This window comes from Peribacillus simplex, assembly GCF_030123325.1.
Classification (GTDB): domain Bacteria; phylum Bacillota; class Bacilli; order Bacillales; family DSM-1321; genus Peribacillus; species Peribacillus simplex_D.
Window position 1 is genome coordinate 3,164,354 of the sequence record NZ_CP126106.1, and the last position, 25,797, is coordinate 3,190,150.

26 protein-coding genes are annotated in these 25,797 nt (G+C 42.1%); 2 read left to right on the plus strand and 24 right to left on the minus strand.

Translation table 11 applies throughout. The annotated features are described in order from the left end of the window. The first annotated feature begins 397 nt into the window (after window positions 1–397). Entirely contained in the window at window positions 398–1,315 is a 918-nt protein-coding gene (locus QNH43_RS14890; RefSeq protein WP_283914723.1) for a DMT family transporter, read from the plus strand. Between the two features lie 388 nt (window positions 1,316–1,703). On the opposite strand, the gene QNH43_RS14895 is transcribed toward QNH43_RS14890, so the two are convergent. From QNH43_RS14895 to QNH43_RS15010, 24 genes are all read right to left on the minus strand, one after another. Then, entirely contained in the window at window positions 1,704–2,342 is a 639-nt protein-coding gene (locus QNH43_RS14895) for an urease accessory protein UreH (protein ID WP_283914724.1), read from the minus strand. Then, window positions 2,339–2,815 (minus strand): nickel pincer cofactor biosynthesis protein LarC2, encoded by a 477-nt coding sequence (gene larC / locus QNH43_RS14900; protein WP_283914725.1) that lies wholly within the window; start codon window positions 2,813–2,815, stop codon window positions 2,339–2,341. The genes QNH43_RS14895 and larC overlap by 4 nt, the downstream gene beginning before the upstream one ends. Then, window positions 2,812–3,654: a nickel pincer cofactor biosynthesis protein LarC gene (locus tag QNH43_RS14905; protein ID WP_283914726.1), complete on the minus strand. Its 843-nt coding sequence runs from the start codon at window positions 3,652–3,654 to the stop codon at window positions 2,812–2,814. Before QNH43_RS14905 ends, larC begins: the two co-directional genes overlap by 4 nt. Further along, window positions 3,635–4,405: a nickel pincer cofactor biosynthesis protein LarB gene (larB, locus tag QNH43_RS14910; RefSeq protein ID WP_283914727.1), complete on the minus strand. Its 771-nt coding sequence runs from the start codon at window positions 4,403–4,405 to the stop codon at window positions 3,635–3,637. The genes QNH43_RS14905 and larB overlap by 20 nt, the downstream gene beginning before the upstream one ends. Next, window positions 4,402–5,217, minus strand: coding sequence for an ATP-dependent sacrificial sulfur transferase LarE (larE, locus tag QNH43_RS14915; RefSeq protein ID WP_283914728.1), 816 nt, complete (start codon window positions 5,215–5,217; stop codon window positions 4,402–4,404). Before larE ends, larB begins: the two co-directional genes overlap by 4 nt. A gap of 174 nt (window positions 5,218–5,391) precedes the next feature. Further along, window positions 5,392–6,024: a bifunctional 4-hydroxy-2-oxoglutarate aldolase/2-dehydro-3-deoxy-phosphogluconate aldolase gene (locus QNH43_RS14920; protein ID WP_283918373.1), complete on the minus strand. Its 633-nt coding sequence runs from the start codon at window positions 6,022–6,024 to the stop codon at window positions 5,392–5,394. 13 nt (window positions 6,025–6,037) lie between these two features. Continuing rightward, window positions 6,038–6,994 carry a sugar kinase gene (locus QNH43_RS14925; RefSeq protein WP_283914729.1) on the minus strand — a complete coding sequence of 319 codons (957 nt, stop codon included), beginning with the start codon at window positions 6,992–6,994 and terminating at the stop codon, window positions 6,038–6,040. Between the two features lie 21 nt (window positions 6,995–7,015). Then, the gene (locus QNH43_RS14930; RefSeq protein ID WP_283914730.1) at window positions 7,016–7,588 is read right to left on the minus strand and encodes a fumarylacetoacetate hydrolase family protein; all 573 of its coding nucleotides are present in this window, start codon (window positions 7,586–7,588) and stop codon (window positions 7,016–7,018) included. Then, window positions 7,575–7,880, minus strand: a complete 306-nt coding sequence (locus QNH43_RS14935) for a hypothetical protein (RefSeq protein WP_283914731.1) — start codon at window positions 7,878–7,880, stop codon at window positions 7,575–7,577. Before QNH43_RS14935 ends, QNH43_RS14930 begins: the two co-directional genes overlap by 14 nt. A 15-nt stretch (window positions 7,881–7,895) precedes the next feature. Next, window positions 7,896–8,855 carry a C-terminal binding protein gene (locus tag QNH43_RS14940; RefSeq protein WP_283914732.1) on the minus strand — a complete coding sequence of 320 codons (960 nt, stop codon included), beginning with the start codon at window positions 8,853–8,855 and terminating at the stop codon, window positions 7,896–7,898. A 41-nt stretch (window positions 8,856–8,896) separates the two neighbouring features. Further along, a complete protein-coding gene (locus tag QNH43_RS14945) occupies window positions 8,897–9,844 on the minus strand; it encodes a U32 family peptidase (RefSeq protein WP_283914733.1) in 948 nt (315 codons plus the stop codon). Next, window positions 9,841–10,752, minus strand: coding sequence for a dihydrodipicolinate synthase family protein (locus QNH43_RS14950; RefSeq protein ID WP_283914734.1), 912 nt, complete (start codon window positions 10,750–10,752; stop codon window positions 9,841–9,843). Before QNH43_RS14950 ends, QNH43_RS14945 begins: the two co-directional genes overlap by 4 nt. Before the next feature lie 17 nt (window positions 10,753–10,769). Then, window positions 10,770–11,918, minus strand: coding sequence for a galactonate dehydratase (gene dgoD / locus QNH43_RS14955; RefSeq protein ID WP_283914735.1), 1,149 nt, complete (start codon window positions 11,916–11,918; stop codon window positions 10,770–10,772). A gap of 68 nt (window positions 11,919–11,986) precedes the next feature. Then, window positions 11,987–13,456, minus strand: a complete 1,470-nt coding sequence (gene gucD / locus QNH43_RS14960) for an alpha-ketoglutaric semialdehyde dehydrogenase GucD (protein WP_283914736.1) — start codon at window positions 13,454–13,456, stop codon at window positions 11,987–11,989. Between the two features lie 22 nt (window positions 13,457–13,478). Continuing rightward, window positions 13,479–14,636: a UxaA family hydrolase gene (locus QNH43_RS14965; RefSeq protein WP_283918374.1), complete on the minus strand. Its 1,158-nt coding sequence runs from the start codon at window positions 14,634–14,636 to the stop codon at window positions 13,479–13,481. Window positions 14,637–14,640: 4 nt separating this feature from the next. After that, complete coding sequence (locus QNH43_RS14970) at window positions 14,641–14,940, minus strand: UxaA family hydrolase (protein WP_283914737.1); 300 nt, start codon at window positions 14,938–14,940, stop codon at window positions 14,641–14,643. Between the two features lie 11 nt (window positions 14,941–14,951). Next, window positions 14,952–15,839 carry a fumarylacetoacetate hydrolase family protein gene (locus QNH43_RS14975; protein ID WP_283914738.1) on the minus strand — a complete coding sequence of 296 codons (888 nt, stop codon included), beginning with the start codon at window positions 15,837–15,839 and terminating at the stop codon, window positions 14,952–14,954. 31 nt (window positions 15,840–15,870) lie between these two features. Further along, on the minus strand, window positions 15,871–16,638 hold the full coding sequence (locus QNH43_RS14980) for an IclR family transcriptional regulator (RefSeq protein ID WP_076369682.1): 768 nt from the start codon (window positions 16,636–16,638) through the stop codon (window positions 15,871–15,873). Between the two features lie 63 nt (window positions 16,639–16,701). Beyond that, on the minus strand, window positions 16,702–18,906 hold the full coding sequence (locus QNH43_RS14985; RefSeq protein ID WP_283914739.1) for a dihydroxy-acid dehydratase domain-containing protein: 2,205 nt from the start codon (window positions 18,904–18,906) through the stop codon (window positions 16,702–16,704). 61 nt (window positions 18,907–18,967) lie between these two features. Beyond that, entirely contained in the window at window positions 18,968–20,218 is a 1,251-nt protein-coding gene (locus QNH43_RS14990; RefSeq protein ID WP_283914740.1) for a nickel pincer cofactor-dependent isomerase, group 22, read from the minus strand. 24 nt (window positions 20,219–20,242) lie between these two features. Continuing rightward, window positions 20,243–21,289 carry a TRAP transporter substrate-binding protein gene (locus QNH43_RS14995; protein ID WP_283914741.1) on the minus strand — a complete coding sequence of 349 codons (1,047 nt, stop codon included), beginning with the start codon at window positions 21,287–21,289 and terminating at the stop codon, window positions 20,243–20,245. A gap of 59 nt (window positions 21,290–21,348) precedes the next feature. After that, entirely contained in the window at window positions 21,349–22,626 is a 1,278-nt protein-coding gene (locus QNH43_RS15000; RefSeq protein WP_283914742.1) for a TRAP transporter large permease, read from the minus strand. Beyond that, complete coding sequence (locus QNH43_RS15005; RefSeq protein ID WP_283914743.1) at window positions 22,623–23,195, minus strand: TRAP transporter small permease; 573 nt, start codon at window positions 23,193–23,195, stop codon at window positions 22,623–22,625. The genes QNH43_RS15000 and QNH43_RS15005 overlap by 4 nt, the downstream gene beginning before the upstream one ends. A 36-nt stretch (window positions 23,196–23,231) precedes the next feature. Continuing rightward, window positions 23,232–24,260 carry a TRAP transporter substrate-binding protein gene (locus tag QNH43_RS15010; protein ID WP_283914744.1) on the minus strand — a complete coding sequence of 343 codons (1,029 nt, stop codon included), beginning with the start codon at window positions 24,258–24,260 and terminating at the stop codon, window positions 23,232–23,234. A gap of 830 nt (window positions 24,261–25,090) precedes the next feature. Between QNH43_RS15010 and QNH43_RS15015 the strand changes: the two genes are divergently transcribed. Then, window positions 25,091–25,699 (plus strand): hypothetical protein, encoded by a 609-nt coding sequence (locus QNH43_RS15015; protein ID WP_283914745.1) that lies wholly within the window; start codon window positions 25,091–25,093, stop codon window positions 25,697–25,699. Window positions 25,700–25,797: the final 98 nt, after the last annotated feature.

Here is a 25,797-nt window from a genome sequence, read left to right on the forward strand (position 1 = left end):
CCTTCTTTCGAACAATCACAAATAAAAAACAAAAAACATTTGATCATATCACTTTCATTTCACATCTTTGCTAAATCGATTTAGTAAAATACTAAACCGGTTTGGTAAATCATAAGGAAATTGTAAATGAAAACCCTATCAAAAACAATAGAAAAGTTTGATAATTTTTAATTTTATTTTTATTCGCTGTTTTTTCAATTTATTTTTCAGCCAAACTAATGATAAAAAACCTTATTGCGGTAAAGCGAAAAGGAATTATTCCTTCCCTCTTTTTTTTATGATTAAGAGTTTCTGATTTTTCATCCTCGGGCTTTCCATCAAATTTACTCTTTGCTATTAATTTGGAGAAAGTTGTATAATATATCAATTGTTAAATAAGTTTGAAAGGTTGTTTGGAATGAGTTTTTTGAAGATATACATCTTACTTACCGGAATAATGATTACATGGGGGTTAAATGTCTCGGTTATTAAAATTTTAGTTGCGAATACACAGCCCGTAACAATAACCTCTTTGAGAATTTTTACTGCTTCTCTTATAGTCATTCTTATCCTTTTCTTCTTTGGACTAATACGCCTTCCTAAAAAAAGTGAACTTTTTTACGTTTTTGGAGGAGCACTTTTGAGTGTCGTTTTTCATCATTATTTTTTAGCTGAGGGATTGACAAAGACTTCTGCATCGAATGCTGGACTGATTTTGGGCATGGGGCCAATCTTGACTGTCATCTTGACCATGATATTCTTTCGTAAAAAACCCAATTTAATCAGGATTTTGGGCTTTATATGCGGTGCCCTGGGTGTGAGTTTTACCGTTATGGCAGGAAGTGGAGGACTCCATTCTATTAATCTGGGGGATGTGGATATTTTACTTTCCATACTTTCACAGGCATTGAGTTTCATTCTTATCAATAAAGCCTCAAAAACAATGGATCCACGATTACTAACCGGATATATGATGCTGATCGGGTCTTTTATCCTTTTTGCCATCAGCTTATGGAAGGAACCAGAGGGCTTATCTTCACTGGCAACTGCACCGCCCTCCATCTGGGGAGCTTTCATTTTCTCCGCCATTTTTGCCACTGCCCTCGGGCACATGAGCTATAATTATGCCATTGGTAAGGTAGGTGCAGCCGAATCATCCATCTTTCTTAACTTAAACACCTTATTCTCTTTGTTAGGGGCAGCCTTTTTCCTTAATGAAGCCATTGTACCTGCACATTTCATTGGACTTATCTTCATTGTTTCGGGGGTATTGCTTGGCTCCGGTGCAGTTGAAATATGGATTCTTCAAAGGAAAAATAAACGTATTTCTGCCTAGCGGCAACGGCAACCCCTGGATTCAGGTAAGGTTCTTCGTACCAGAATAATAGACCCTATGACACTACCATCCCAATCGCTTAGGAGTGTCATAGGGTCTTATTATATATTGCCAACCTTCTCCTCCATCTACAGGATGATTATAAACCCTATAATAATACTTGCAGAATACTAATTGGAGATTCATATCCGTTACAATATACCCCTAAATGTACATGGACATGTGTCCATTAAAGTGTGCCCATTATGACAAGCCTTTTTTGTCAGCTGTGGCCCTGTTCTTTCTGAGAAACCTCGTTGAAGACTTATTGTTTGATGAATCAATAAATATAAAAAGACGTCTATGGGTCACAGACAGCCTAAGATTCCAGTCATGCTTATAAATTAAATCAATTAGCCCAGATTGCAAACAAACCTTCTGTTATACCCAAATTGTATATATAATAAAGTCCGAATGCAAAACTTAAAGCTCCCGCCATTTTGATGAAGATTCGGTTTAAAACGATGTCCTTACCATTCAAAGCAAACGGTATGCCTAGTAAAGTTGTAAAGCACAGCATTCCAATAATCGTCCCTGCGCCAAAAATAATGATATAGATGGATCCTTCGCCTATACCGGATACGGTCGACATAGTTAGAATGACCATTGCGGCACTGCCCGCGAGACCATGGACGAACCCAATTAAAGCAGACACCAAAAAAGGACGAAATTTATCTTTGTCGTTCGTGATATTAGGGCGAGCTTTAAATAAACTTTTCGCCCCTAGCATAACTAGCATAATACCAACGCCGAATTCCAGCGTCATGCTTAACGACTCTGGAATTTCCCCTTTCATCCAAATGAATAGCATACCTATAAAAAACAGCGTACATGTATGGCCTATTCCCCAATACACTCCCGTTAGAGTGGACCGCGATAATTTTTTCGTTTTTCCTGCCGTGGTTGCTACCGCAATAACATGATCAGGCTCTAACGAATGCTTTATTCCCAATATGAATCCTAATGTAAGAATCGACACCAAGCTCATTTCTCTACCACCTCCCCGAGACACTTCCATACTTCTTCATACACCCTTTTAAGAGGTATATTGTTCTGTACGGCAATTTTACGGCAATCCTCATATTCAGGTGCCTGCTGTATGGGTTGGCCCTCATGGAACCCTCTCTTTATCGTCACTTTCCCCCATTGTGTGTCTATATGTAAAAAAGATCGTTCGAGCCTGTGCACGGTAAGAGGATAGTAGCGTATACCGAGAGTTGTCGTTTCAGCAAATAATATCTTCTTGATTTTCGTAATCACCTGCTGTGAACAGAGAAGCTGCAATAACACCCCCGGTCGATTTTTTTTCATGAAGATTGGCGTATAAAATACATCATTTGCTCCTGATTCAAACAACAAATCCATTACATGACCAAGCCATTCACCGGAAATATCATCTAGATTCACTTCCATTTTTACCATTTGTCCATCAAGATGCTCATGATCAGGTGGGCGCTTCATTGGATCTCCCCTATAATAATGCGAAGGACATTCGGATGATTTTCAAATGTTTTTGTCCCCGCACCATAGCCAATCGATTCGACAGTCATGGCTGGAAGCGAGCCAAATTTTTCAGCTAAAACCGCAGCGATGGCAGCACCGGTCGGCGTTGCTAATTCAGAACGAATAACGTTTGAGGCAATCGGTACCCCCTTCAATATTTCAAGTGTGGCAGGTGCAGGAACCGGGTATATTCCGTGATCTATATGTATATGTCCAGATCCCGTTGGAATGGCTGATGACTGAACTGATTCAATATCTAGCTGATCGATTAAAATTGCAGCCCCGATTATATCTATTATTGAATCTACAGCTCCTACCTCATGAAAGTGAACTTTATCAAGCGGAAGCCCGTGTATGTGCCCTTCCGCTTCACCAATCTTCTTAAATATGGCGAGTGACATGTTTGTTACCGATTCATTAAGGTTAGCCTCATTGATAGCTTCTACAATTTGTTTGTAGGTGCGGCTACCATGATGATTGTGATGTACATGGCTATGGTTGGGTTCGGTTTCATGACTGTGGCTATGTTCATGTCCATGACTGTGGCTGTGTTCATGTCCATGACTGTGGCCATGTTCATGTGGCTGCTCTGATTTACTGGTAAGAATGACATCAAATTTAGTACTCGTAATGCCATTTTTAATAACTTTCCCCCATGACAGAGTATATTCTTCATCCATGTTAAGCTTTTTTAACTCTTCTTCCATTTGTAAAGGGTCTGCACCTGCATCAATCAACGCACCAATAACCATATCTCCGCTTATGCCGGAAAAGCAGTCAAAATATAATGTCCTCATTATCATTGATCTCCTTTTTATGTACAAGTTTGTATATAATCGCTGCATTGTAGGCTGCACCAAATCCATTATCGATGTTCACCACACTTACACCCGATGCGCATGAATTAAGCATTGATAAAAGTGCCGATAAACCGTTAAAATTGGCACCGTAACCGATACTTGTCGGAACAGCAATAATTGGATTCGTGACAAGGCCCCCTAACACACTTGGGAGTGCCCCTTCCATCCCCGCCACACAAACTGATACGGTAGCCCCTCGTATCTCGTCTATATTATCAAGGAGGCGGTGCAGCCCAGCAACACCAACATCGTATATACGCCTGACTGGAATACCTAGTGTTTCGGCCGTCACGGCAGCTTCTTCAGCAACGGACAAATCTGATGTCCCGGCGCACACAATTGCAATATATGAACCAAAGGATTTTGGCTTTTCTTTAACCCAAGCAAGTGTCCGGGCCATATCGTTATACTCAAATTCACTACATTCTTTTTGTACATATACTGCTTTTTCCCGAGAAATTCGGGTCACCAGCACAGAATCATTCCTTGTCCGAAGTGATTGTACAATCGTTAAAATTTGCTCAGCCGTTTTCCCTTCTCCAAACACAATTTCAGGAAAACCTTGTCTCCTTTTTCGATGATGATCAATTTTTACAAACCCTAAATTCTCATATGATGCAAGTTTTTCCTTTGCTTCAGCTGCTGTCAATGAACCATTTTGAACCTGCTCTAAAATATCATCAATCATAAAATTTCTTCCTTTTTAAGTGCTATATTCATACTTCCGCTTGTATAGCCCGTGAGATCCAATGATACATACTTATAACCAAATTGCTTCAGTCGTTTCGTGATCGCCACATGGTATTGGAGCACTCGAGGCATATCGACGGGTTCAACTTCAATTCGGGCAGTATCCTCATGCGTCCTGACTCTTACCTGATGAATATCCAATGATTTTAAGTAAGCTTCTGATTTATCCACTTTCGTCAACTTTTCCTTCGTAATGATATCGCCGTATGCTATGCGTGAAGATAGGCATGCGAATGATGGTTTATCCCAGGTTGGCAAACCGGCTTGCTTGGACAATACTCTTATTTCTTCTTTGAATAAACCGGCCTCCAGAAGAGGTCCCCTGATTCCTTTTTCTTTAGCTGCTTTCATGCCTGGGCGAAATTCGTTAGCATCATCAGCGATGACTCCATAAATTATATTATTAAATTCATATTCTTCAAGAATAGGAAGCAGGTGGTCAAATAAACTACTTTTACAAAAGTAACAGCGGTTCTGATTATTTTCTGTATATCCAGGAATGGCCAACTCCGAAGTTTGAATGACTCGATGTTTGGCACCAATCCATTTTGATAGCATATTGGCATCCTTCAACTCACTCGACGGATAGGTTTCCGAATCTGCTGTAATGGCTAACACATTATCATAACCTAAAGTATCAATAGCAACCTTTAGCAAAAAAGTGCTGTCCACCCCTCCTGAAAAAGCGACAACAACCGACTCCATTTTTTGGAGAATACCCTGCAGATTTCTGTACTTTTCTAGTAACATAGCACTTTTCCCCTTTCTGGATTGTCTGAATTTATCCATAGTTCACTAGCTAACACCCTTGATGGCTACAAAGGATTGAACGAGATACATCAAATTGATAGAAAAGGAGGAAATAACACTCAGTCATACTTTCATTCCCAGTTTAACCGTAATTCATATAAGCGAAGGATTGCTTTAGCTTCTTTGTACGATAGCTGAAAATTTTTTTGCCGTTTCTGCCAGCCTGGTGTAATCTCCATCTGAAATCAATTTCGAAGGATTGATCAATGAACCACCAACTCCCGCTGCGATGGCCCCTGCCTTAAAAAAAGATGCGAGGTTGTCAAGGCTGACACCGCCAGTTGGCATAAGGGGAATGTGAGGAAGCGGTCCTTTAAGATTTTTAAAATAGCTAACACCAAGTGCATCTGCTGGAAAAACTTTGATAATGTCTGCTCCATGCTCATAAGCAGTCAATATTTCGGTTGGTGTGAGTGCACCAGGGATACTAATAACGCCATAGCGCTTCGCCATTTTAATCGTTTTGACATTGACGGTTGGAGAAAAGATAAATTCCGCCCCTGCCATGATGACCGCACGGGCCGTTTCAGGATCCAATACCGTACCGGCACCCGCTATGATATCATCACCGAACTCCTCTTTCACCCTTTCAATTAAATGACACACTTTGGGAGTTTCCACTGTTATTTCAAGTGTTCGGATGCCGCCCTCTTTCAGGGCTCTGGCGATAGGTATAATTTGATCTGGGCGTGCACCGCGAATGACCGCAACCAGCTTCCTATGTTTAAGCTCTTCAAGTTTAGTCATTTTTTCCACCTTTCTACCTCCTCACATCATCAGCGCCGCCACTCATGAACAAATCGAGGTCGGCACGGACCGGCAAACCCTCAACATCGCCATTTACCATCGTTGCCATTGCTCCCATGGCATTTCCACGCCTTGCAGCTTCATATAGCGGCAGTCCATCAAGCAGGCCGGAAAGTACACCGGATGCAAAGGCATCACCAGCACCGATGGGATCTACGACCCGTTCCACATAGAATCCGGGAACGTATGTTTTTGGTACAGACGGGGCTGAAATTAAAGAGCCCTCTTTGCCCAATTTAAGTAAAACTGTTTCAACACCGAGTTCATGAAAATGATCGGCAAACATCTCCGGAGTATGGGAACCGAATAAAAATTCAGCTTCGGCCACTCCAGGCATGACGATATCACTTTTCGAGGCGTACTTTGTTATGATGTGACGCGCTTCATTTTCATCCGGCCATATTTTCAAGCGAATATTCGGATCGAAGACGATTTTTGTTCCGGTTTCTTTAGCAATGCGGATCGCTTTATCCAAGAGCGACTGACACGAATTCCCTAGTGCAGGGGTAATCCCGGTAATATGGAGATAAGCTGCGTCTTGGATGGCTAGATCAGTAAGTAATTCCGCCGTCATTTTGCTAGCTGCCGAATCTTTCCGGTAATAATAGACTCTAGTATCATTCAGCCGTCTGAATTCTTTAAAAAAGACTCCTGTAGGCGCATCAGGGTCTCTTGTTACATAAGAGACATCAACACCTTCCCCGCGAATGAAAGATTGCATGGCATCGCCAAATTCATCCTCGCCGAGACGGCTGATCCAGCGTGACCTATGACCGAGTCGGGTTAGCCCGATCGCGACATTGGATTCCGCACCGCCAAACTTCATTGAAAAAGATCGGGCGTGGCGAAGTGGACCTTCTTCATTCGGGGTAAACACTGTCATTGTTTCTCCGATGGTTACAACATCCATGTCATCACCTTCTTTCTCTTGTCATGCTATTACGTGATTAGAAAGCGTGCCGATCTTCTCAATGCTTACGTTCATCCGGTCACCGTTTTTCAACCAGATTTTCGGATTCCGTCCCATTCCAACGCCAGGTGGCGTACCAGTTGCAATCAAATCACCTGGCATTAGTGTCATGGACTGTGATAAAAATGATATGATTTTCGGAACCGTAAAAATTAGGTTGCTTGTATTTGAATCCTGCATAATTTCACCGTTTAATTCAAGCGAAATCGCTAGATTGTGGGGGTCACCCACTTCATCTTGCGTCACGATAAACGGACCAAATGGCGCAAATGTGTCCGCCGTTTTGCCTCTCGACCACTGGCCATCCTGAAATTGCAGGTCTCGGGCGCTAATATCATTCATAATTGTATAGCCAAAGATGTAGTCATTCGCCTCTTCTTCTGATACATGTTTCGCTTCTCTTCCAATGACAAACGCAAGCTCTGCTTCAAAGTCGACCGCGGTTGAATTAATGGGAATTTCAATCGCATCATGATGGCCGGCAATGGCATTCGCATATTTTGAAAAAATGACCGGTGATTCAGGGGGCTCCATCCCCGTTTCCCTTGCAATGATCAAAATAGTTAAGTCCTACGCAAATGATTTTATCCGGCTTTGCGATTGGCGGCAGGATTTTTACTTCTGACAGATCGAATATTGCATCGTCATTAACCCGTTGCTCAATTAACTGTTCAGCACGTGTTCTCAACTTGCTGCTTCGTTCTATGAATTTTTTCATGCAAGCTGGAAATTCTTCTGGACCAAGAGCCGTTAAACTAATAATTTGATCATTTTTAACAAGACCGATGTGTTGTTCGGTTTGTACGGAAAAAGTCGCTAATTTCATATTTTTTCCCCTTTCCTAAGTCAATGCGTATGGTGTTATTTCTCCGTTTAAGACCTGAACGATATTTCTCGCTGCCTTTTGACGAAGTTCAACCATTGCTTCCTCTGAATACCAGGCACTGTGCGGCGTAATGATGACATTGTCCATTGTGAGCAGCGGGCTATCGGTGCTGACCGGCTCATTCTCTGTCACATCAAGTGCTGCACCTGCAATTACCCCTTTTTCAAGTGCATCAGAAAGTGCTTTTTCATCGATTATCGGTCCACGTGCCGTGTTAATGATAACCGCATTTCTCTTCATTTGTTTAAGGCGCTCCTCATTGATCAGATGGTATGTATCATCAATCAAGGGCACATGGATCGACAAATAATCAGCTTCTGCTATAATTTCGTCGAGCTCCATTTTTTGAACCCCAACCGCAGCCATGTCTGCCGCCGATACGAAAGGATCGTATGCAGCAGTTTTAAAGCCGAGCGGTCTCACCTTTTCAATGAAACGGCGCGGAATCCGTCCAAAGCCTAGAACCCCAACAGTTTGCTCGTTAAATCGATGAATCGGGACACACACCTTAAAGTCCCAGTTGCCTTTTTTCACTTCATTGTTTAACAATGTCACTTTCCGCGCCGAAGAAAGTAAAAGTGCCAATGCATGATTGGATACTTCTTCCATGCCATAATCCGGTACATTGGCGACAGTAATCCCCTTTTCCTTAGCCGCATTGAGATCAATTGTATTGACGCCAACACCGTAACGGGAAATGATTTTGGTGTTTTCAAGCGAATCAATAACTCGGCGTGAGATGGGAGCATATTGATTTAAAATTGCATCCACTTCTTTTGCCTGCCCCATTACTTCTTCTTCAGTTTTGCATTGAGCTTTGATGAATTCGATTTCCAGACCGCTTTCTTGAAAAATCTCTTCTTCATATTTCAAATGTTCAAATTCGTAATCCTTTATTAATATTTTAAAGGACATTTGGGCTCAACTCCCTTTTAGTAATAAATACGTTAATATCATTATTTAACTGCTGCCTTTTCAATTTTCGCAATTCCAAGTCCTTTTGCACCGAGTTTCGATGTTTTTGCTTCTGGATAGTATCGTTCGATCATTTGAATACCAATTGCGGCACGGCGTACACGTTCCTTTGTGAGTGAGATGTTCGTACTTTCCCATTGTTTCCCTGATGGATATACATCAGGATGATTACGAAGACCGAATTTGATGTAGACAGGCGCCAATACACGGATTATTTCCGGTATTTCATAATAGCGAAGAAAGCCGCCGAAGGTATCCGGAACTTCAACGTATAAATCAATTGGAATGTCTATTGATTGGCGGATCGCTGCAAGTTTAGACAGCGTTAATGCAGGTGGCACGTTGTAGGTATCCGCACCGATGTCTTCCATTAATTTGACGGATACTGGATTGGCTGAACCCATTTGAACCGATACTTTAACAACAAAGTCTTCCGGAAGCTGTCCGTATTTTTTCATTTCTTTCGTTAAAAGAAGGAGACCTTCATCCGCAACTAACGCACCGCGAAGGCCTAGTGCAGCCCCTCTTTTCAGGTCTTCCATGGCATAAACAAGCTGATCGGAGCCCTCATGGCGAATTCCCTGAGATTTGCCTCCTGTCGTAAGCGGTCCGGCACTGACATCCCATGAACCCCTGGGACCGACAAACAAACTCAGCTCCATGCCTCGCTCTGCTGTCATTTTACACATTTCTTTAATTTCATCATCGGTTTGAAGCATGATGCCGCTGCCTTGAGATATTCGGTGAATAGTCAAACCGAGCCGGTCAATTTCTTTCAATGTTTCTTTCAGTGCTATCGGACCTTCTACGCTTGGGAGTTCAATGCGGTATTGAGCACCGTCTGGAAATGTTTTCGTTGATGTAGGAAGTTCTTTAAGATCAGTTGATGGGTATCCTAATTGTTCGAGCAAGTCTCGTGATTCTTTCATTTCTGGACGCCTTCTTTCAAATTTATATTTTTTAAAAGAGCAGCTACTTTGTCACTCAAATCAGCAGGGTATACATCGCAGGGTGCACGGTGTCCAGCGGAAACGTCAAACCAGCGCTGATGAACCGCTTCTTTCATGGCAGTAAAAAATGTCGGACCGTAATTGTATACATCCATCAGTTTTGAAATCACTTGATGATTTTTCTGTGCTTCAGCAAGGTCACCTTTATGATACGATTGATATAAATCAACGGAAATTTCCGGTGCAAAGACAGCGCTTCCATTAATGCTTCCCGCTGCACCAATCATTTGAGCCGGAAGCAAGTGCTCGTCAAAAGCCGAGAAGACTCGGAAATCACTGCGAACTTCCTTCACTTCCGCCAGCACTTGACGAAGGTGCCCGAAATCACTGACCGTCTCTTTAATACCAGCAATGTTTGAATGATCTTCAGCTAATTTTTTAATCAATTCGATTGATAAATTTTGACCTGTCAGAAGCGGGATATTATAAATGAAAACTTGCAGATTAGTATGATTCGCTACACTGGAAAAATGTCGGTATAATTGCTCGTCAGACAGCTTCCAGTAATACGGGTTGACTACGAGAACGCCGTTCGCTCCATGCTCTTCTGCATAAGAAGTCAGTTCTTGCACCTCTTTCAATGCGGTATGCCCGACCCCAACCATGACAGGCACTCGTCCGTTAATATGCTTTATCATTTCGCGTACATATAATTTTCTTTCTTCTGTTGTAAGCGATGAGAACTCACCTGAACTTCCCATCAATAAAATACCGTCTATATTCCGTGAGATTAATAGGTCGATATAGCTTCTGTTCAGCGCCATATCTAAATTCCCCGATTCATCAAATAAAGTGACTACCGGTGGAATGATGCCATGAAAGTCCATTGTTTTTCCTCCTTTTATTACCATTCAGCGATGCTCCCGTCTTCATTACGCCAAATTGGATTTTTCCAATCATGTCCGGTTTCTGCTGCCTGCTTCACTTTTTCCTCATCAATTTCCACCCCAAGACCCGGTTTATCCGGAATGTTCACATAACCATTTTCATAGTCGAATAATTCTGGATTTTTCATATAATCGAGAATGTCCATGCCTTCGTTGTAATGAATACCAAGGCTTTGCTCTTGAATAATGAAGTTCGGTGTCGTTGCGTCCAAATGAATTGATGAAGCGAGAGTCATCGGACCGAGCGGGCAGTGGGGAGCGATCGCTACATCATACGATTCTGCCATCGCGGCAATTTTTTTCCCTTCTAAAATACCACCTGTGTGGGATAGATCCGGCTGGATAATATCGACATAGCCATCTTGAAGAAGCTGCTTAAAGCCCCAGCGTGTATACATCCTTTCACCCGTCGCAATCGGACACGTAGTATGCCAGGCAATCTCACGAAGTGCTTCATTATTTTCCGGCAGCACCGGCTCTTCAATGAACATTGGATGGTACGGTTCAAGTTCTTTCACAATCGCCTTTGCCATCGTTTTATGAATCCTTCCATGAAAATCCACACCAATGCCAAAGTCTTTGCCAACCGCTTCCCTAATTGAAGCAACACGTTCGATGACCGCCTCCACTTTCGAAAAGCTATCGATGTAATTCATTTCTTCTGATGCGTTCATTTTGACAGCAAGGAAGCCCTCTCTCTGTTTTTCGATTGCAGCTGCAACGACATCCACTGGCCGATCTCCTCCGACCCATGAGTACACTTTTATTTTTTCGCGTGCTTTGCCGCCGAGCATTTGGAATACAGGAATATTGAAGTATTTTCCTTTTATATCCCATAGTGCCTGCTCAATGCCAGAAATGGCACTCATTAAAATTGGCCCCCCACGGTAAAATCCACCTCGATAAAGTGTTTGCCAGATGTCTTCAATGTCGTTCGGATTTCTCCCGATCAAATAATCGGTCAATTCGTTAACAGCTGCTTTAACCGTTTCCGCACGCCCTTCCACGACAGGCTCTCCCCAGCCGGAAATGCCTTCATCTGTATCGATTTTTAAAAACAGCCAGCGGGGTGGAACTTTGTATAAAGAAATTTTTTTGATTTTCATCAAGCACCTCGCATTGTTTTTTTGGAAGAAAGAGAGGTTTTCAAACATGGAAACCTCTCTTTCTCTTATTAATAACCTTTAATGAAAACCGTTTTTATGGCTGTATAAAATTCTTTCGCCGCTTCACCTTGCTCTCGCGAACCCGTGCTCGATGCTTTCATGCCTCCGAATGGGGCTTGCAACTCAACGCCCGCGCTTTCTGCGTTAATACGGACAAGCCCTGCCTCAATTTCATCTATGAAATCCAGAATCGAGCTAATATTTGATGTGAAGATTGATGCACTCAATCCGTATTTCGTATTATTTGCCATGTCAATCGCCTCGGCAAGATCGGTTGCTTTCATAAGCGCGATAACCGGTCCAAAAATTTCTGCCTGTGCTATCACCATATCCGTCGTCACGCCTTCAAAAATCGCAGGTGTAATGAAAAAGCCCCCATCATAGTCTCCGCCAGTTAATATCTCCCCGCCATGTATGAGTTTTGCTCCCTCCTGCTTGCCTTTTTCAATGTACTCTTTCACCGTATTGAACTGGCTTTCGCTTGCACATGGGCCCATCCAAATTCCCTCTTGAAGGCCGTTGCCAACCGTTATTTTCGCTGCTGCTTCTACCAGTTTTTGTTTAAATACATCGTAGACCGAGGATTCAACAACAACACGGCTTGAAGCTGTGCATTTTTGGCCGGAGGAACGAAATCCACCGTTGATGACCGCCTCGACTGCTTGATCGATGTTTGCATCTTTCGTCACGATGACTGGATTCTTGCCTCCCATTTCAAGCTGATATTTTATCCCGCGGGCGGAAGCTGATTTTGCGACGCTCTGACCGACACTTTCAGAACCGGTAAACGTGATTGCATTTAAAAGCGGATGATCGATGAGCCCTTGGCCAATGATCGATCCTTTACCGGTAATGAAATTCAAAACACCCTCAGGGAAGCCTGCTTTGGTAAAGCATTCCATGACTTTGGCTGCTGTAACGGCACCTTCCGTAGCGGGTTTCCATACGATTGTATTGCCATATACAAGAGCTGGAGCCATTTTCCAGATGGGAATTGCAACCGGGAAGTTCCATGGCGTGATTATCCCGACTACACCAAGTGGGGAGCGTTTTGTAAACATTAGGGCATCTTTATCGGATGATGGTATAACATCGCCGTCTTTCCGCATCCCTTCCCCAGCATAGTAACGGAGGATTGCAACGCCTCGTGCAGTTTCGCCTTTTGCTTCAGGTAACGTTTTACCCATTTCGCGAGTCATGGTTTCGGCAATTTCATCTAGATTTTCTTCCAATATATTGGCCGTTTTGAAAAGGATTTGTCCACGTGCAGACTGCCCGAGCCTGCGCCATTCCCTCTTTGCCTTATCCGCAGAAGCCACAGCTTCGTTCAAGTCATCTTCTGTTGAGCTTTGTACGTAGCCAACCGGTTCTTTGTCCGCAGGATTAATGCTTTCGATTGTATTTCCAGAAGATGCATTCACCCACTCATTATTAATGAAATTCTTATATGTTTTCGTTGCAAATGTAGTTGATATCATAATCTTTAGCTCCTTTTTCGTTTTAGAATGTTGGTCCAATTCTCCAAATACCAAAGTCATGCTGCTTTAAGATCTCCGCTTTTGTTAGTTTTCCGTTTGAAACATGCTGAATTTCTTCCATGATGCGCCTTCCCACTTCATCAACGGTTTCTAAACCATCAACAATTGTACCGGCATTTAAATCCATATTTTCATTCATCCTGTCAAACATCGGTGTATTAGTTGAGATTTTTATGACAGGTGTTATAGGAGAACCAGTAGGCGTGCCTCTTCCACTTGTAAAGAGAACGATTTGGGCGCCGCCTGCGACCATTCCCGTCAATTGCTCAATATCATGGCCAGGCGTATCCATCCAAACGAGCCCTTTTTTTGTGGGCACCTGGGCATAATCAATGACTTCTTCCAGTCTGGTTGTGCCTGATTTTGTCGCTGCCCCCAATGATTTTTCTTCGAGTGAGCTGAGACCTCCCTCAATGTTTCCCGGACTTGGATTTCCGGTGCGGATATCTACGCCCATTTGAATCGAGCGGTCTTCCATCATTTTAATAACCGCATAAGCTTTTTGGGCTACCTGGTCGTTTGCCGCCCGGTTAGCGATCAAATGCTCTGCACCGATGAGTTCAGTCGTTTCCGCTAATATTGCGGTTCCCCCCTGCTGAACAATTAAATCACTTGTACGTCCGACAGCCGGATTTGCCGATAAGCCGGAGCATGCATCCGACCCACCGCATTCCGTGCCGACAATCAGCTCGCTGAAATCACATAATTCCCGTTGCACCATCGAGGCATCCTGGACCATTTTGACAGCAATTTTAGCTACTTCGGCAATGGTTTGAAGAGTGCCTCCATGTTCCTGAATCGATACAGTTTCCACTGGTTTACCGCATTTAGCAATTTCATCTCCAATACGGTGCGCCTGATGTGTTTCACAGCCAAGGCCGAGTACGATGACACCATATACATTTGGATTCATCCCCATTCCCGCATAGGTTCTGGCCGTTTGATCAAAATCAGAGCCCACTTGCGCACAGCCATGCTGATGAATGAATGTGACGGTTCCGCTCACCAATTCTGTGACGCGCTGTGCAGTTTGGGTTGCGCATGTTATCGTTGGCAAAATCAGTACATGATTCCGGACTCCGACGCGGCCATCCTGACGGCGGTAGCCCCAAAACTGCATTTTTTCATTCAGCAATTTTGTCACCCCTTCCTCTTTTACCTTCTAAATTGTGTACATGAACATGTGCACCAGCGGGAATAAAAGCTGAGGCTGCACCTATGACTTCCCCATATTTAATTATGTCTGCTCCTTGTTCGATGGCTTTGACTGCGAACTTATGTCCAAAACGAATCGGTTCAAGAATGGGTACGACAAGTTCTTCAAGCTCTGCCTTCACAACCACTGATGTGTTTGCAGGGATTTCGGATAAAGCGACAGCTACACTATCTTTAGTACTTAAGTAAAGTGTTTTATACTCGCCCATTTTGTCACCCCTTAAATTGTTTGAACTGCTTTACTTTGGATAACCGGGTTGTTTAATACTCCAATCCCTGGTATTTCGATTTCGATTCGGTCATCGCCTTTCAATGTAAATTCATTTGGCGGAACCACGCATGTACCTGTAAGTAGCACTGATCCGTCAAAAACAGTGTTATCTAAGACTAAATAGTCGACAAGCTCCTCCAATTTTCGTTTCAATTGGTTTACTTTCGCTTCACCTTCAAATACTTTTTCTTCATTTCGATAAATACGGCACATGATTTTAAGCTCATATGGATCCGGAACTGCCTCTTTTAACAAGATGGCCGGTCCAATGGAGCAAGAGTTTTTCCATACTTTTGCCTGTGGAAGATAAAGCGGATTTTCACCTTCAATATCACGGCAGCTCATGTCATTACCGGCGATATATCCGAGTACCGTTCCCTCTTTATCGATGACAAGACCAAGCTCAGGCTCCGGAATTTGCCATTTTGAATCTGAACGCAAGTATACCGGATCATTCGGGCCAACGGTTCTTGCTGCAGTCGATTTAAAGAAAATCTCAGGACGCACTGCATCATAAACTTTGTCATAGAAAGTTTGGCGGTCCAGCTTTCCTTGTGTCGCTTCGTAGTTACGTGCTTCCTTGCTTTTCTTATATGTAACGCCAGATGCCCATACTTCCGGTGCGTCGATAGGCGTTGTTAATTGAAGACCTTCCAATGGCCGTTTTTCCCCTTCGGCGATAATTTGTTTTATAATGTCAAACGCCGTTCTGTTTTCATGGCGTGCCGTTGTAATCAACGACATAAAATCCGTAAATGGAAGGTCCACCACATAGTTTTCGTTTGTCACGGCAGCAAGTTGTTTCTTATTTTCTTTTACATAGCGAATAATTCTCATTTTCTAGTTCCTCCTAAATGGCAGGCCTCATTTATATTTTTTGATATTCATAACCGAGCTCCTGCGAAATTTTACTGCTGCATTCCTTTAATAGACGTACATAATACTCATGTGTTTCTTCATTTACTTTCGAAGCAGGCATCGATACACTCATTGCAGCGATTACCTTTCCTGAATAATCTTTTATCGGTACGGCAAGACAGTAAATGCCCGGTTCGTTTTCTTCATTATCCATTGAATAGCCATTAGTGCGTGCTTTTTCGATTTCCGCTAAAAACTGCTCCTTGGATCTAATCGATTTTTCGGTCGGCCCCGTATAATCATAACCATCCAAGAGCAAATCAAGTTCACTATCCGTTTTGGTTGCAACAAGGGATTTGCCAACAGCACTCGTATGAATCGGAACACGTCGTCCAATACGGGAATAGAGGACCGTTACCCCAGTGCCCTCCACTTTATCGACATAAACACCTTCCTGCCCGTCTAATATGACAAGGTGCAGCGTTAAATTCGTTGTTGCTGAAAGCCATTCAAGGTGTTTTCTTGCTACGTTGCGCAAATCGAGATGGGTCACAACAACGCTTCCCCTCTCCAATAGCTTTAATCCTAACGAGTATTTTCCATTTTCTTCGCCTTGAGAAATATAGTGATGCTCCTGTAAGGTTTTTAATAGTGAATGAACCGTACTTTTATGTAAATTCATTCGCTTGCTTATCTCTGTGATAGTTAGTTCGCGCTCACGCTCATCAAATAAATCCAATATTTTTAAGGCACGCTCCACCGATTGGATGATAGGCATCGTTCCTCACTCCTTTTATAATTCTGTCTACCTTTATCTTATCGGATTTATGACGAGCATTCCTCACTTTATTTCAACTTTTTTTCCTTGGAGTAAGATATCCTGTTCATAATCAAGGACCGCATCCTCAATGACAGCGATTGGAACAACACCATTTGCTGCATCTGTATGTCCAAACATCCTGTTGCTGGCGGCAACCATTTTTTGTCTAACTTTCATCCGCTGCTTGCGTTCAGCTGCCAATGATTGTCTTTCTTCTATAAAATGATCAGCAAAATCATGAACAACCTTTCCTGAATATAGTTGAGTAGCATCTACAAAATCAATCCGTCGGTCACGAAGCTGAAGGTGGATTACATCCCCTGATTTAAGTAAACCAATGCCGCCGCCTTCATACGATTCCGGTGTCATATGTCCTATAGCAGCACCATATGTGACTCCTGAATAGCGGCCGTCGCTAATGATCGTAGCGATTTTCTTCATAACACGATTTGCATTGATGTGTTGCATTGGTGTAAACATTTCCGGCATTCCGAATGCTACTGGCCCCTGCCCTGAGATAATGACCGCAATTTTCAATGTGCCTTCTTCAACCATCCTGTCAAATAATTCCCCATAGGAAGCATTTTTTAGAAGAGACCATTCCTGCTCATTGTTGTATTTAAGAGATTCGAGCAATAAATTATGTTCAAAAAGCTTTTGCTCTTTTATTTTTGAAAGCAGATTTGAATCGAGCAGGCTTTTATTTGCATCATCTTCATTTTCGTAATAAAGGACAAATGCCAGCTTATCATCGAATTGGTCAAGCTGCGGTGTCGGCATTCCGCTGATTTTTACAACGGCGCTTTCAAAGAAGTTTCCTTTTAATACATCAACACCGCTGAATCCACGGCGTGGAGTGGATAAAATGACCTGATTTTTCTTTACGTTAACCGCTTTTAGGCTACTTGTAATCGCAAGACGTTCTTTCCAGGTTTTTGCTGCGACAGTCGGCGCATCCTGATCCATTGGTACACCATTCTCGATAAGTTCATAAAAAAGTGTTTCCATTCCCCTGCTTGTCCCACTGCAACACTGCATCGCAAGTGAATAAATGTCCCTTCCTTCTGTCAAACTGTAATCAAATAAGTCAGGAATTGGGTGTGAATGATGAATGCGGTCAAGGTCCCATAAGCTGAATTTGAATCCTGCATAAAGCATGCCGGCGACAATATGCATCATTAAGTTAGTAGAACCACCCGAAGCGCTGTGAATGCGGATTGCATTTTTTATGTTCGCAGCGACAATGTTGGCCACGCCGTAACGCTCTTCGTTTATCATTCCGGCAAAGCTATCAAGAACCGAGTTAATCTGGCGTTGTGTTGGCGGATCGGTTAACAGCTCCACGGCTGGATGAACGAGACCCATGCCTGCCACTAAATGACGTGAACTATTCCCCGTACCATTGAAGGCACATACACCTCCCTGCCCGTCACATGTTGCGACAGCAAGTCTCATTTCAAAATATTTATGCTGTTCCTTCGTCAATATTCCTCGTTCATAGGCCCGTTCAAACACGCCCTGGAATGCAGTATTCGATGAACATTGCAATATATATGCCATTGTATCTCGTAAATCAACGGCTACATCAGCAGCTCCTTTACTTTCCGCTTTTTTCGCGAGAGTTTCCAATTCCTCGATCACGTCAGCTGGAATCGAGCCGCCTTCTAATACGTGAGCAGGTGCGAATGTTGCGAAAAAGGGTGCTTCACCACGGTTTCGGCGAACACGATCCACATGTGCGAGTGCACTTACAACACCAAGAGGCTGCTTATCACACCCTTGAATGACGAATGCACCGTGATAACTGTGAGCTTCTAGCTGGTTGACAACCATTTGTGCAACCGCGTTTCGGCTCTGGAGAGAGTAGCTCATCCCTTGATTGTTTTGCGCAGTTCCATCACACATTACTGGTGTCGAGAAATGAAACGGCACGCCGCCGTTTTGCCAGATGCGGATTGCTGCCCGTGCCGACGTTTGGTAATCCATTATATGGGCCGGATGATCGGACGAACCACCGATAATTGCGATACGCGGGGCGTTCCTCTCTAGCCGCATATAAATTTCCTCAAGCGTCCAATCAGGCTTCCCCCCTTCATATGTGGAGCCAAGCGTCAGCTTCGAACGATCCAACAGACCCGCAACCGTAATGGGTTCATTTGCTTTTCCCTGTACATTATCGCGGTAAGGGTTAATTTCGTTATCGATTAGTGGATATAGCTGTGTCATTTCAGCACTCCTTTGATTTCAAATGAATTCTTCCATTCTCTAAAAATATTAAAGAAGGTTTTTAGTCTAGTGCCAATTCTTCTGGTTCTGACAGGATCTCTATATTTTTGTTTTTTGAAGCTTCTTCCATCATGCTTTCAGAAATCCAAATTTCACCGATTTCAAGCGTGTTTTGTATTCTTACTACTCTCACTTTATTTAAATCGAAGGCATTGCACGTTTTGATAGCGGCTTTAACAGCCAATTCCTGCGTATCTAAACACATCGGGAGCTTTACTACATCTGTCACTGTGCTCGTGAGTGCATTGGCGTAGCCTTTTTCCCACTCAATTTCATTCATGACGGCCTTCGTCGTCATATCAGCCATCCCGATGCCATTTGCATTACCGTGAGTTTTTTCAGTAAGCCCAAGTACAACGGTCCGTTTAACGTCCGGCCCCCCGGTGGCATATGGAGTGGCGAAGTTACCCGTAATATTCGGATCCATTCCATCCCCCGAAATGTCCTTTCCAAGTTCATTTACAATAAGTACGTCCATCGAATCGAAATGTATTTTTGGCATCAATGATTTTGCTTCAAGCAATAGTCCCGGCTCCGCTTCCTCCAGTTCCTCTGCAGGGACTGCGACGATTTTCGCTGGTTTATCATAGGCATTTTCAATAGTCGCAAGACCAAATATGATAGGAGCTTTTGTTAAGGAAATCTTCGCCATCTCAGGGACATGTTCCGCCATATACTTAAAGCTGTATGCATGTGCAGCTTCGGCTCCCTTTTGCTTTCCTAAACCGATTGTAATCATTTTCATTAGTCCGCTTTCAACCGGTCCACGAAATGCCGTATGTGGTTTTATCCGATTAATGACTATGATTTTATCCGATTTATATGCAAGCTTATCAATATAGACAGGGAGCCCATTTGGCAATTCATCCAGTTTAATAACTTCCATCGATGAAAGTATTGGCGCTCCAACCGATTCTTCTGAAATACCCAGCTGAAGCAACACATCGATTTGCCCTTCCGCTGTAGCACCCCCATGGCTTCCCATTGCAGGGACGATAAAGGGATTGCCGCCAGCCTCCATAACGGCCGCCACCGTTTCTCTCACTAATATAGGAAGGTCCGCTACCCCTCTGCTTCCTACTGCAATTGCCACCCTGTCATCTTCATTTATTCTTGATAAGACACCTGCTTCTTTTATCGCCTTCTTCACCTCACCAGCTACATCAGCGATTTGAGGTGTACGAAATTTCTGCCTCACTTTGACCATTTTCGGTAATTGGATTTCACGCAAAAGTTCAGAGATAATATCCATTTTCCATCCTCCAAACAATCTGGATTATTTACTGCGCACTTTTTCAACTTCTTTCATCATTTCCTCAACAAGATCCGGTCCGAATTTTTGAGCATATTCTTCCGTCACTGGCTGGATGACTTTCTTCATTTTTTCCACTTCCTCCGGTTCTACTTCATTGATTTTCATTCCTTCTTCTTTTAGATACTTAAGTGCTTTTTCATTTTCTTTTTGGTTAACTTCCCGTTGATACTTTCCAGCCTCTTGTGCGGCCTCACTCATGATTTCTTGCTCTTGTTCTGATAAATCATCCCAGAACTTTTTACTGACAAGGAATACAAATGGTGTATAAACATGATTTGTAAGACTTAAATATTCTTGCACTTCATTATATTTTTGCGTTTGAATTGTTGCGAGTGGGTTCTCCTGCCCATCAACAGTACCAGTTTCCAACGCAGTAAATACTTCAGAGAAGGCCATCGGCGATGGATTCGCCCCTAACTTTGAAAATGCATCTAAATGCACTTCATTTTGCATGGTACGAAGTTTCAGACCTTTGAAATCATCAGCCGTTTTAACGGGATGTTTACTATTGGTTATGTTTCGGAAGCCGTTTTCCCAGTATCCCAAACCTACTAAATCATGTTCAGGTAATTTATCCAAAAGTTTTTTGCCTACTGCACCATCAAGTACTGTATAAGCTTCCTCTTCATTATTAAAGACAAATGGGAAGTCATAAATTCCAAATTCCTTAATCATCCCCACAAGTGGTGAGGTTGAAGGAACAGTTACTTCCTGTAAACCGCCTTGAAGTGCTTCCGTCATTTTCTGATCATCTCCGAGGGTGGCATCAAAAAAGTTTTGGACTTTCATTTTCCCCCCGCTTTTTTCTTCAACCAGTTCTTTAAATTTCTCCATTCCTTTTCCTTGTGGATGCATTTTACTATTTCCGATTCCTGCTTTGATTGTTCTTTTCTGTATACCGTCAGCTGAAGCGCTTTCATTTTGTCCGCTTCCGCAAGCACTTAATAGTAGTAATGAAGGCAGTAAAACTCCAACCGCCAAACGTTTGAACAAATTATTCATTTTCATTTTCCTCCTGATAAATAAGATGAATATCAGCATACAGACCAATTACTTGATAAATCCCTTTAGGAAGTAAACCATTCTAGAGGAACAAGCACTAAGGAAGGAAACAAAATCAACAAGATCAATACAATCACTTCAACGAGCAAGAATGGCCAAATCCCCTTCATGATATCTTCCATACTGATCTTACTTATGCCGCACATGACATTTAAAACGGTTCCGACAGGTGGTGTAAGTAAGCCGATGGCGTTATTCAGGATAAACAGGACACCAAAGTAAACTGGATCAATACCTGCAGCGACCACCAATGGCATCAAGACAGGTGTTAGAATAAGGATAGTCGGCGTCATATCCATAGCAGTTCCAACTACGATAACCAATAGGTTTATCATGATTAATAGAAGGAATGGATGATCCATAAATGGCTCCAGCAATCCAATTACCTGACCAGGTAAATCGGCTACAGTTATCAGCCAGGATGACACGAGTGCTGCAGCAACCAGAAACATGACAACACTCGTCATTTTTCCAGCATGAACAAAGACCTCATACAAATCTTTCACTTTCATTTCGCGATAGATTACTAGACCGACAAATATTGCATAGACTGCAGCCACCACTGCCGCTTCAGTCGGTGTAAATAAACCGAATTTCAATCCACCAATGATAATGACGGGCAGGAATAGAGCCCAAATGCCTTGACGAAGAGAAGTAAATATTTCTTTTGCTGAAGCTCGGGGGTTAACGGCGACTTTATCTTTTCGTGCAACAATGGCCCAGGTAACCGTAAGTCCAACCGCTAGTAAAATACCTGGAACGATTCCTGCCATGAACAGCTTTGTAATGGACACACCACTCGCGACACCGAAAATGATAAAGCCAATACTTGGCGGAATGATCGGGGCAATGATGCCACCTGATGCAATCAACCCACTTGACCGGTTCACATCATAACCGGACTTCACCATCATTGGAATTAATATAGCCCCAAGCGCTGCCGTATCGGCAACAGCAGATCCCGATAAACTCGCAAACAACACACTCGCAATGATCGCAACATAGCCAAGGCCTCCCTTGATATGGCCAACCAATTTCATTGCCATCTCAACGATACGGCGTGATAAACCGCCCCGATTCATCGCCTCTCCTGCCAGCATAAAGAACGGTATGGCCATTAGAGGAAAGTTATCCGCGCCACTGATTAGGTTTTGTGCGATAATTTGACTATCAAAAATACCAAGAAAGTACATAAGCACTACGCTACTGACAAGTAAGGCAAATGCAATAGGTATTCCAAGTCCCATGGCTCCCAGTAAAGATCCGACAAATACACCTATCATCCCTGCTTCTCCTCCTTAATTATCCTAATATCTGACTCAAATTCATCAGCATGGAGGGAAATTAGCTCTTCTGACTCACTTATCATCACTAATTCTTCGTCTTTAATTTTATTGAAGAAAATCCGATACAAGTTGAATATGATCATGCTGCCCATTGAAACACTTACAAGAATACCTGTCCCATATACAAATGCCAGTGGCATTCCAGTGGCCGGAGCAGCACTATCAATGTTTATCATGGTCATTTTCCAGCTTCCATCCAGGATTAAGAGAAGAACGAATAACATCAGCAAATCACTAATAACCAGTACCACTTTTTTCATCTTATTCGGGAGCCTTTTAATGACCATGTCGACACCTAAGTGTTCTTTGTTTTTGAAAGCTCCGATTGCGCCGAGGAACGTCAACCAAATAAAGAGATACCTTGACATTTCCTCTGACCAAGTAATCCCTGAATTAAAGAAATAACGAAGAACTACATTACCAAACACGAGTACGACCATTATTGCTAAGGCAGCTGCCATAATAATGTTTAACGAATTTTCCAAGATTCTGGATATTTTATTCACCTATACATCTCCCCCTTCCTATCTGGAGCGCCTGCTTCATTCTGCTTTTATTTTTCCGACGAGCTCCTCGGCCCAGTCATTTTCCTCAAAGACTTCATCATAAACAGGTTGAGATGCCTTTAACATCTGTTTTGAAAAGTCTTCGTCAGGCGTAGTGAATTTGATTCCATTATCCTTAAGATATGCTTTGTCATCTTCATAACTTTTTTCCATCAATTCAAATTCATATGCTGCCGACTCTTTTGCGGCTTTTTGAATGATTTTTTGTTGCTCCTTTGTTAGCCCTTTATAGAATTTGCTATTGATAATGTAAATATTGGGGCTGAACATATGCTTGGATTCCAGTACATCACTTTGAACTTCATTCCACCCCGAGGATCTCAGCGTGGCAATGGGATTATCTTGAGCATCAACTACCTTTTGTTCAAGTGCGGTAAAAACTTCTGAAATAGGTAATGGGCTAACGTTCGCCCCCAATGATTCACCTAGTTTTATGTAATTCGGGATGTTCGGCATTCTGAGTCGAAGTCCATCAAAGTCTTTCATACTCTTAATTGGACGATTACTCGAAAACATCCTAAATCCGTTTGCACTCCATGCAAGTGGTGTCACTCCATGTTTTGGATCAAGCTCTTTTGTCAATTCCTTTCCTATAGGTCCATTCAATACCTTCTTTACATGACCGTAATCCCTAAAAAGGAAGGGCCATTCAGGAACACCCATTTTAGGAATGTCCGACTGCATAATTAGTCCTGGAACACCCATTTCGATCGTTCCATTTCTGACTCCGTCGTAAAATTCTTTTTCTGCACCTAATGTACTGTTCGCATAAATCCGCACCTCTAGTTCACCATTACTCTCCTTTTCAACGATTTTTTTGAATTTTTCTTTCAAGGCAATGTTTTGAGGATGATTTTCAGCAAAATAATGCGCCACTTTAATCGTTTTCTTTTCAACTCCAGATCCACTGGTTTTTTCTCCCTCTCCTCCACCACATCCTGATAAAAGGAATCCCATTGCTAATGCCAAGCTTGTGGAGAATACAAAAAGCTTTCTTTTTTTCAATAAAAACCCTCCCAAAAGTTTTTTTGTAAGCGTTATCATTTATCGCTGATCTTATAACTTCTCCTCACCCTTGTAAAAGCCAAAATTAAATTGTTTTATAATATAAAACTCCGTTTTTGTTTTATCCGGAGTAAGGAAAACACTTCACCTCAATTACGTTTTTCAAGTTGATTCATGACTTTTTAAACGATTACATTCAATAAAATGAAGGGTTAAATTGTTCTATAATATAAAACTTGGTTTTTAAATTTGAAATCTTACGTTGATTATAAGCTTCCATTTTTACTAATGTCAAACCATTTTTTGAATTTTATAACAACTTAACAAATCCTCTATTTCACTAAATAATATTTAGAGATTCAACATGTAATAATTTCATCCTTTCCTGTAAAGATTTATAGAATCAGAATGTAAAAGATGAAATTTATTTTTTCTATACTAGGATAGAAAATCATACAAAGCCAGGTTCTCTTAAAATACATTCCTCTACTCTTTTTAATTGTATTTCCTGCTGAAAAAGCCTGTCTTTAAGAATTTATTTTTCTTATTTGGTTTAATTTTTTCCTTGTTATTAAGTTTATTACCCCTTCCATTCCTTCAAAAGATATATTCCATTTTTAAAGGTTTATATCTTTTTTTCTCTTTTGGAAAGTTACAATCCATATTTAATATTGAGATCATTTCATTATGAATCTCTCATACAACAGGTTAAAGACGAAAGGTATAAAAACTCCACCCGAAGGTTTTAAAAAGGTCTCATTAAAAATAGTTACTTTTTACCGATATATAAAACATGGTTAATATATAACACGGGGAAGGATTAAACAAAGATGAATAAACTCAGTTCGAAAATAACTTTTGTTCTTTTAACAGGCATGGTCATTACATTAATTGGAAGTTTACTATTGATGTATAAAAGTATGAATGATACGGTTGAGAAAACTATCGCTATGAGCAGCTTAGACATAGCAAGCAACATCTCTCAAGGAATAAATCCAACATCTTATGCTGATTTTTTAAGTAATCAATCCGAAACCTCGACATATTGGGAGATACGCGAACAATTAGACGATTATAGACAAAAAACTGGAGCATTGTATGTATATACAGTGGGGATTAACGAAAGTAGCGAAAAAGTCCATATTCTTATAGATGGAATGGGTAAGGGAGATAAAAAAGCATCTCCCATTTTAACACCCACAACCGCAACTTCATATCAGGATGTAGAAAGCGTCATGAAGGGAAAGGTTTCTACCACTTCCATCGTTCATGATCCAGATTATGGTGACTATTTATCCGTTTTCGTTCCCATCAAGAAAGGGGACGAGGTCATAGGAATACTTGGGGTGGATATTGATGCCAGCAAAGTCGACGCTACGGCCAGCGAGGTTCTGGGTGGCATCCTTCCCCTGACCATTTCTTTACCTCCTCGATGGTAAAGCTCGCTAATGACCTGGAAACATCCGTTGAACAGTTTAACGCGTAAACATCTTGAACCACTACTCTATTACTATATTAAGAAAGGGATTTTGCTATT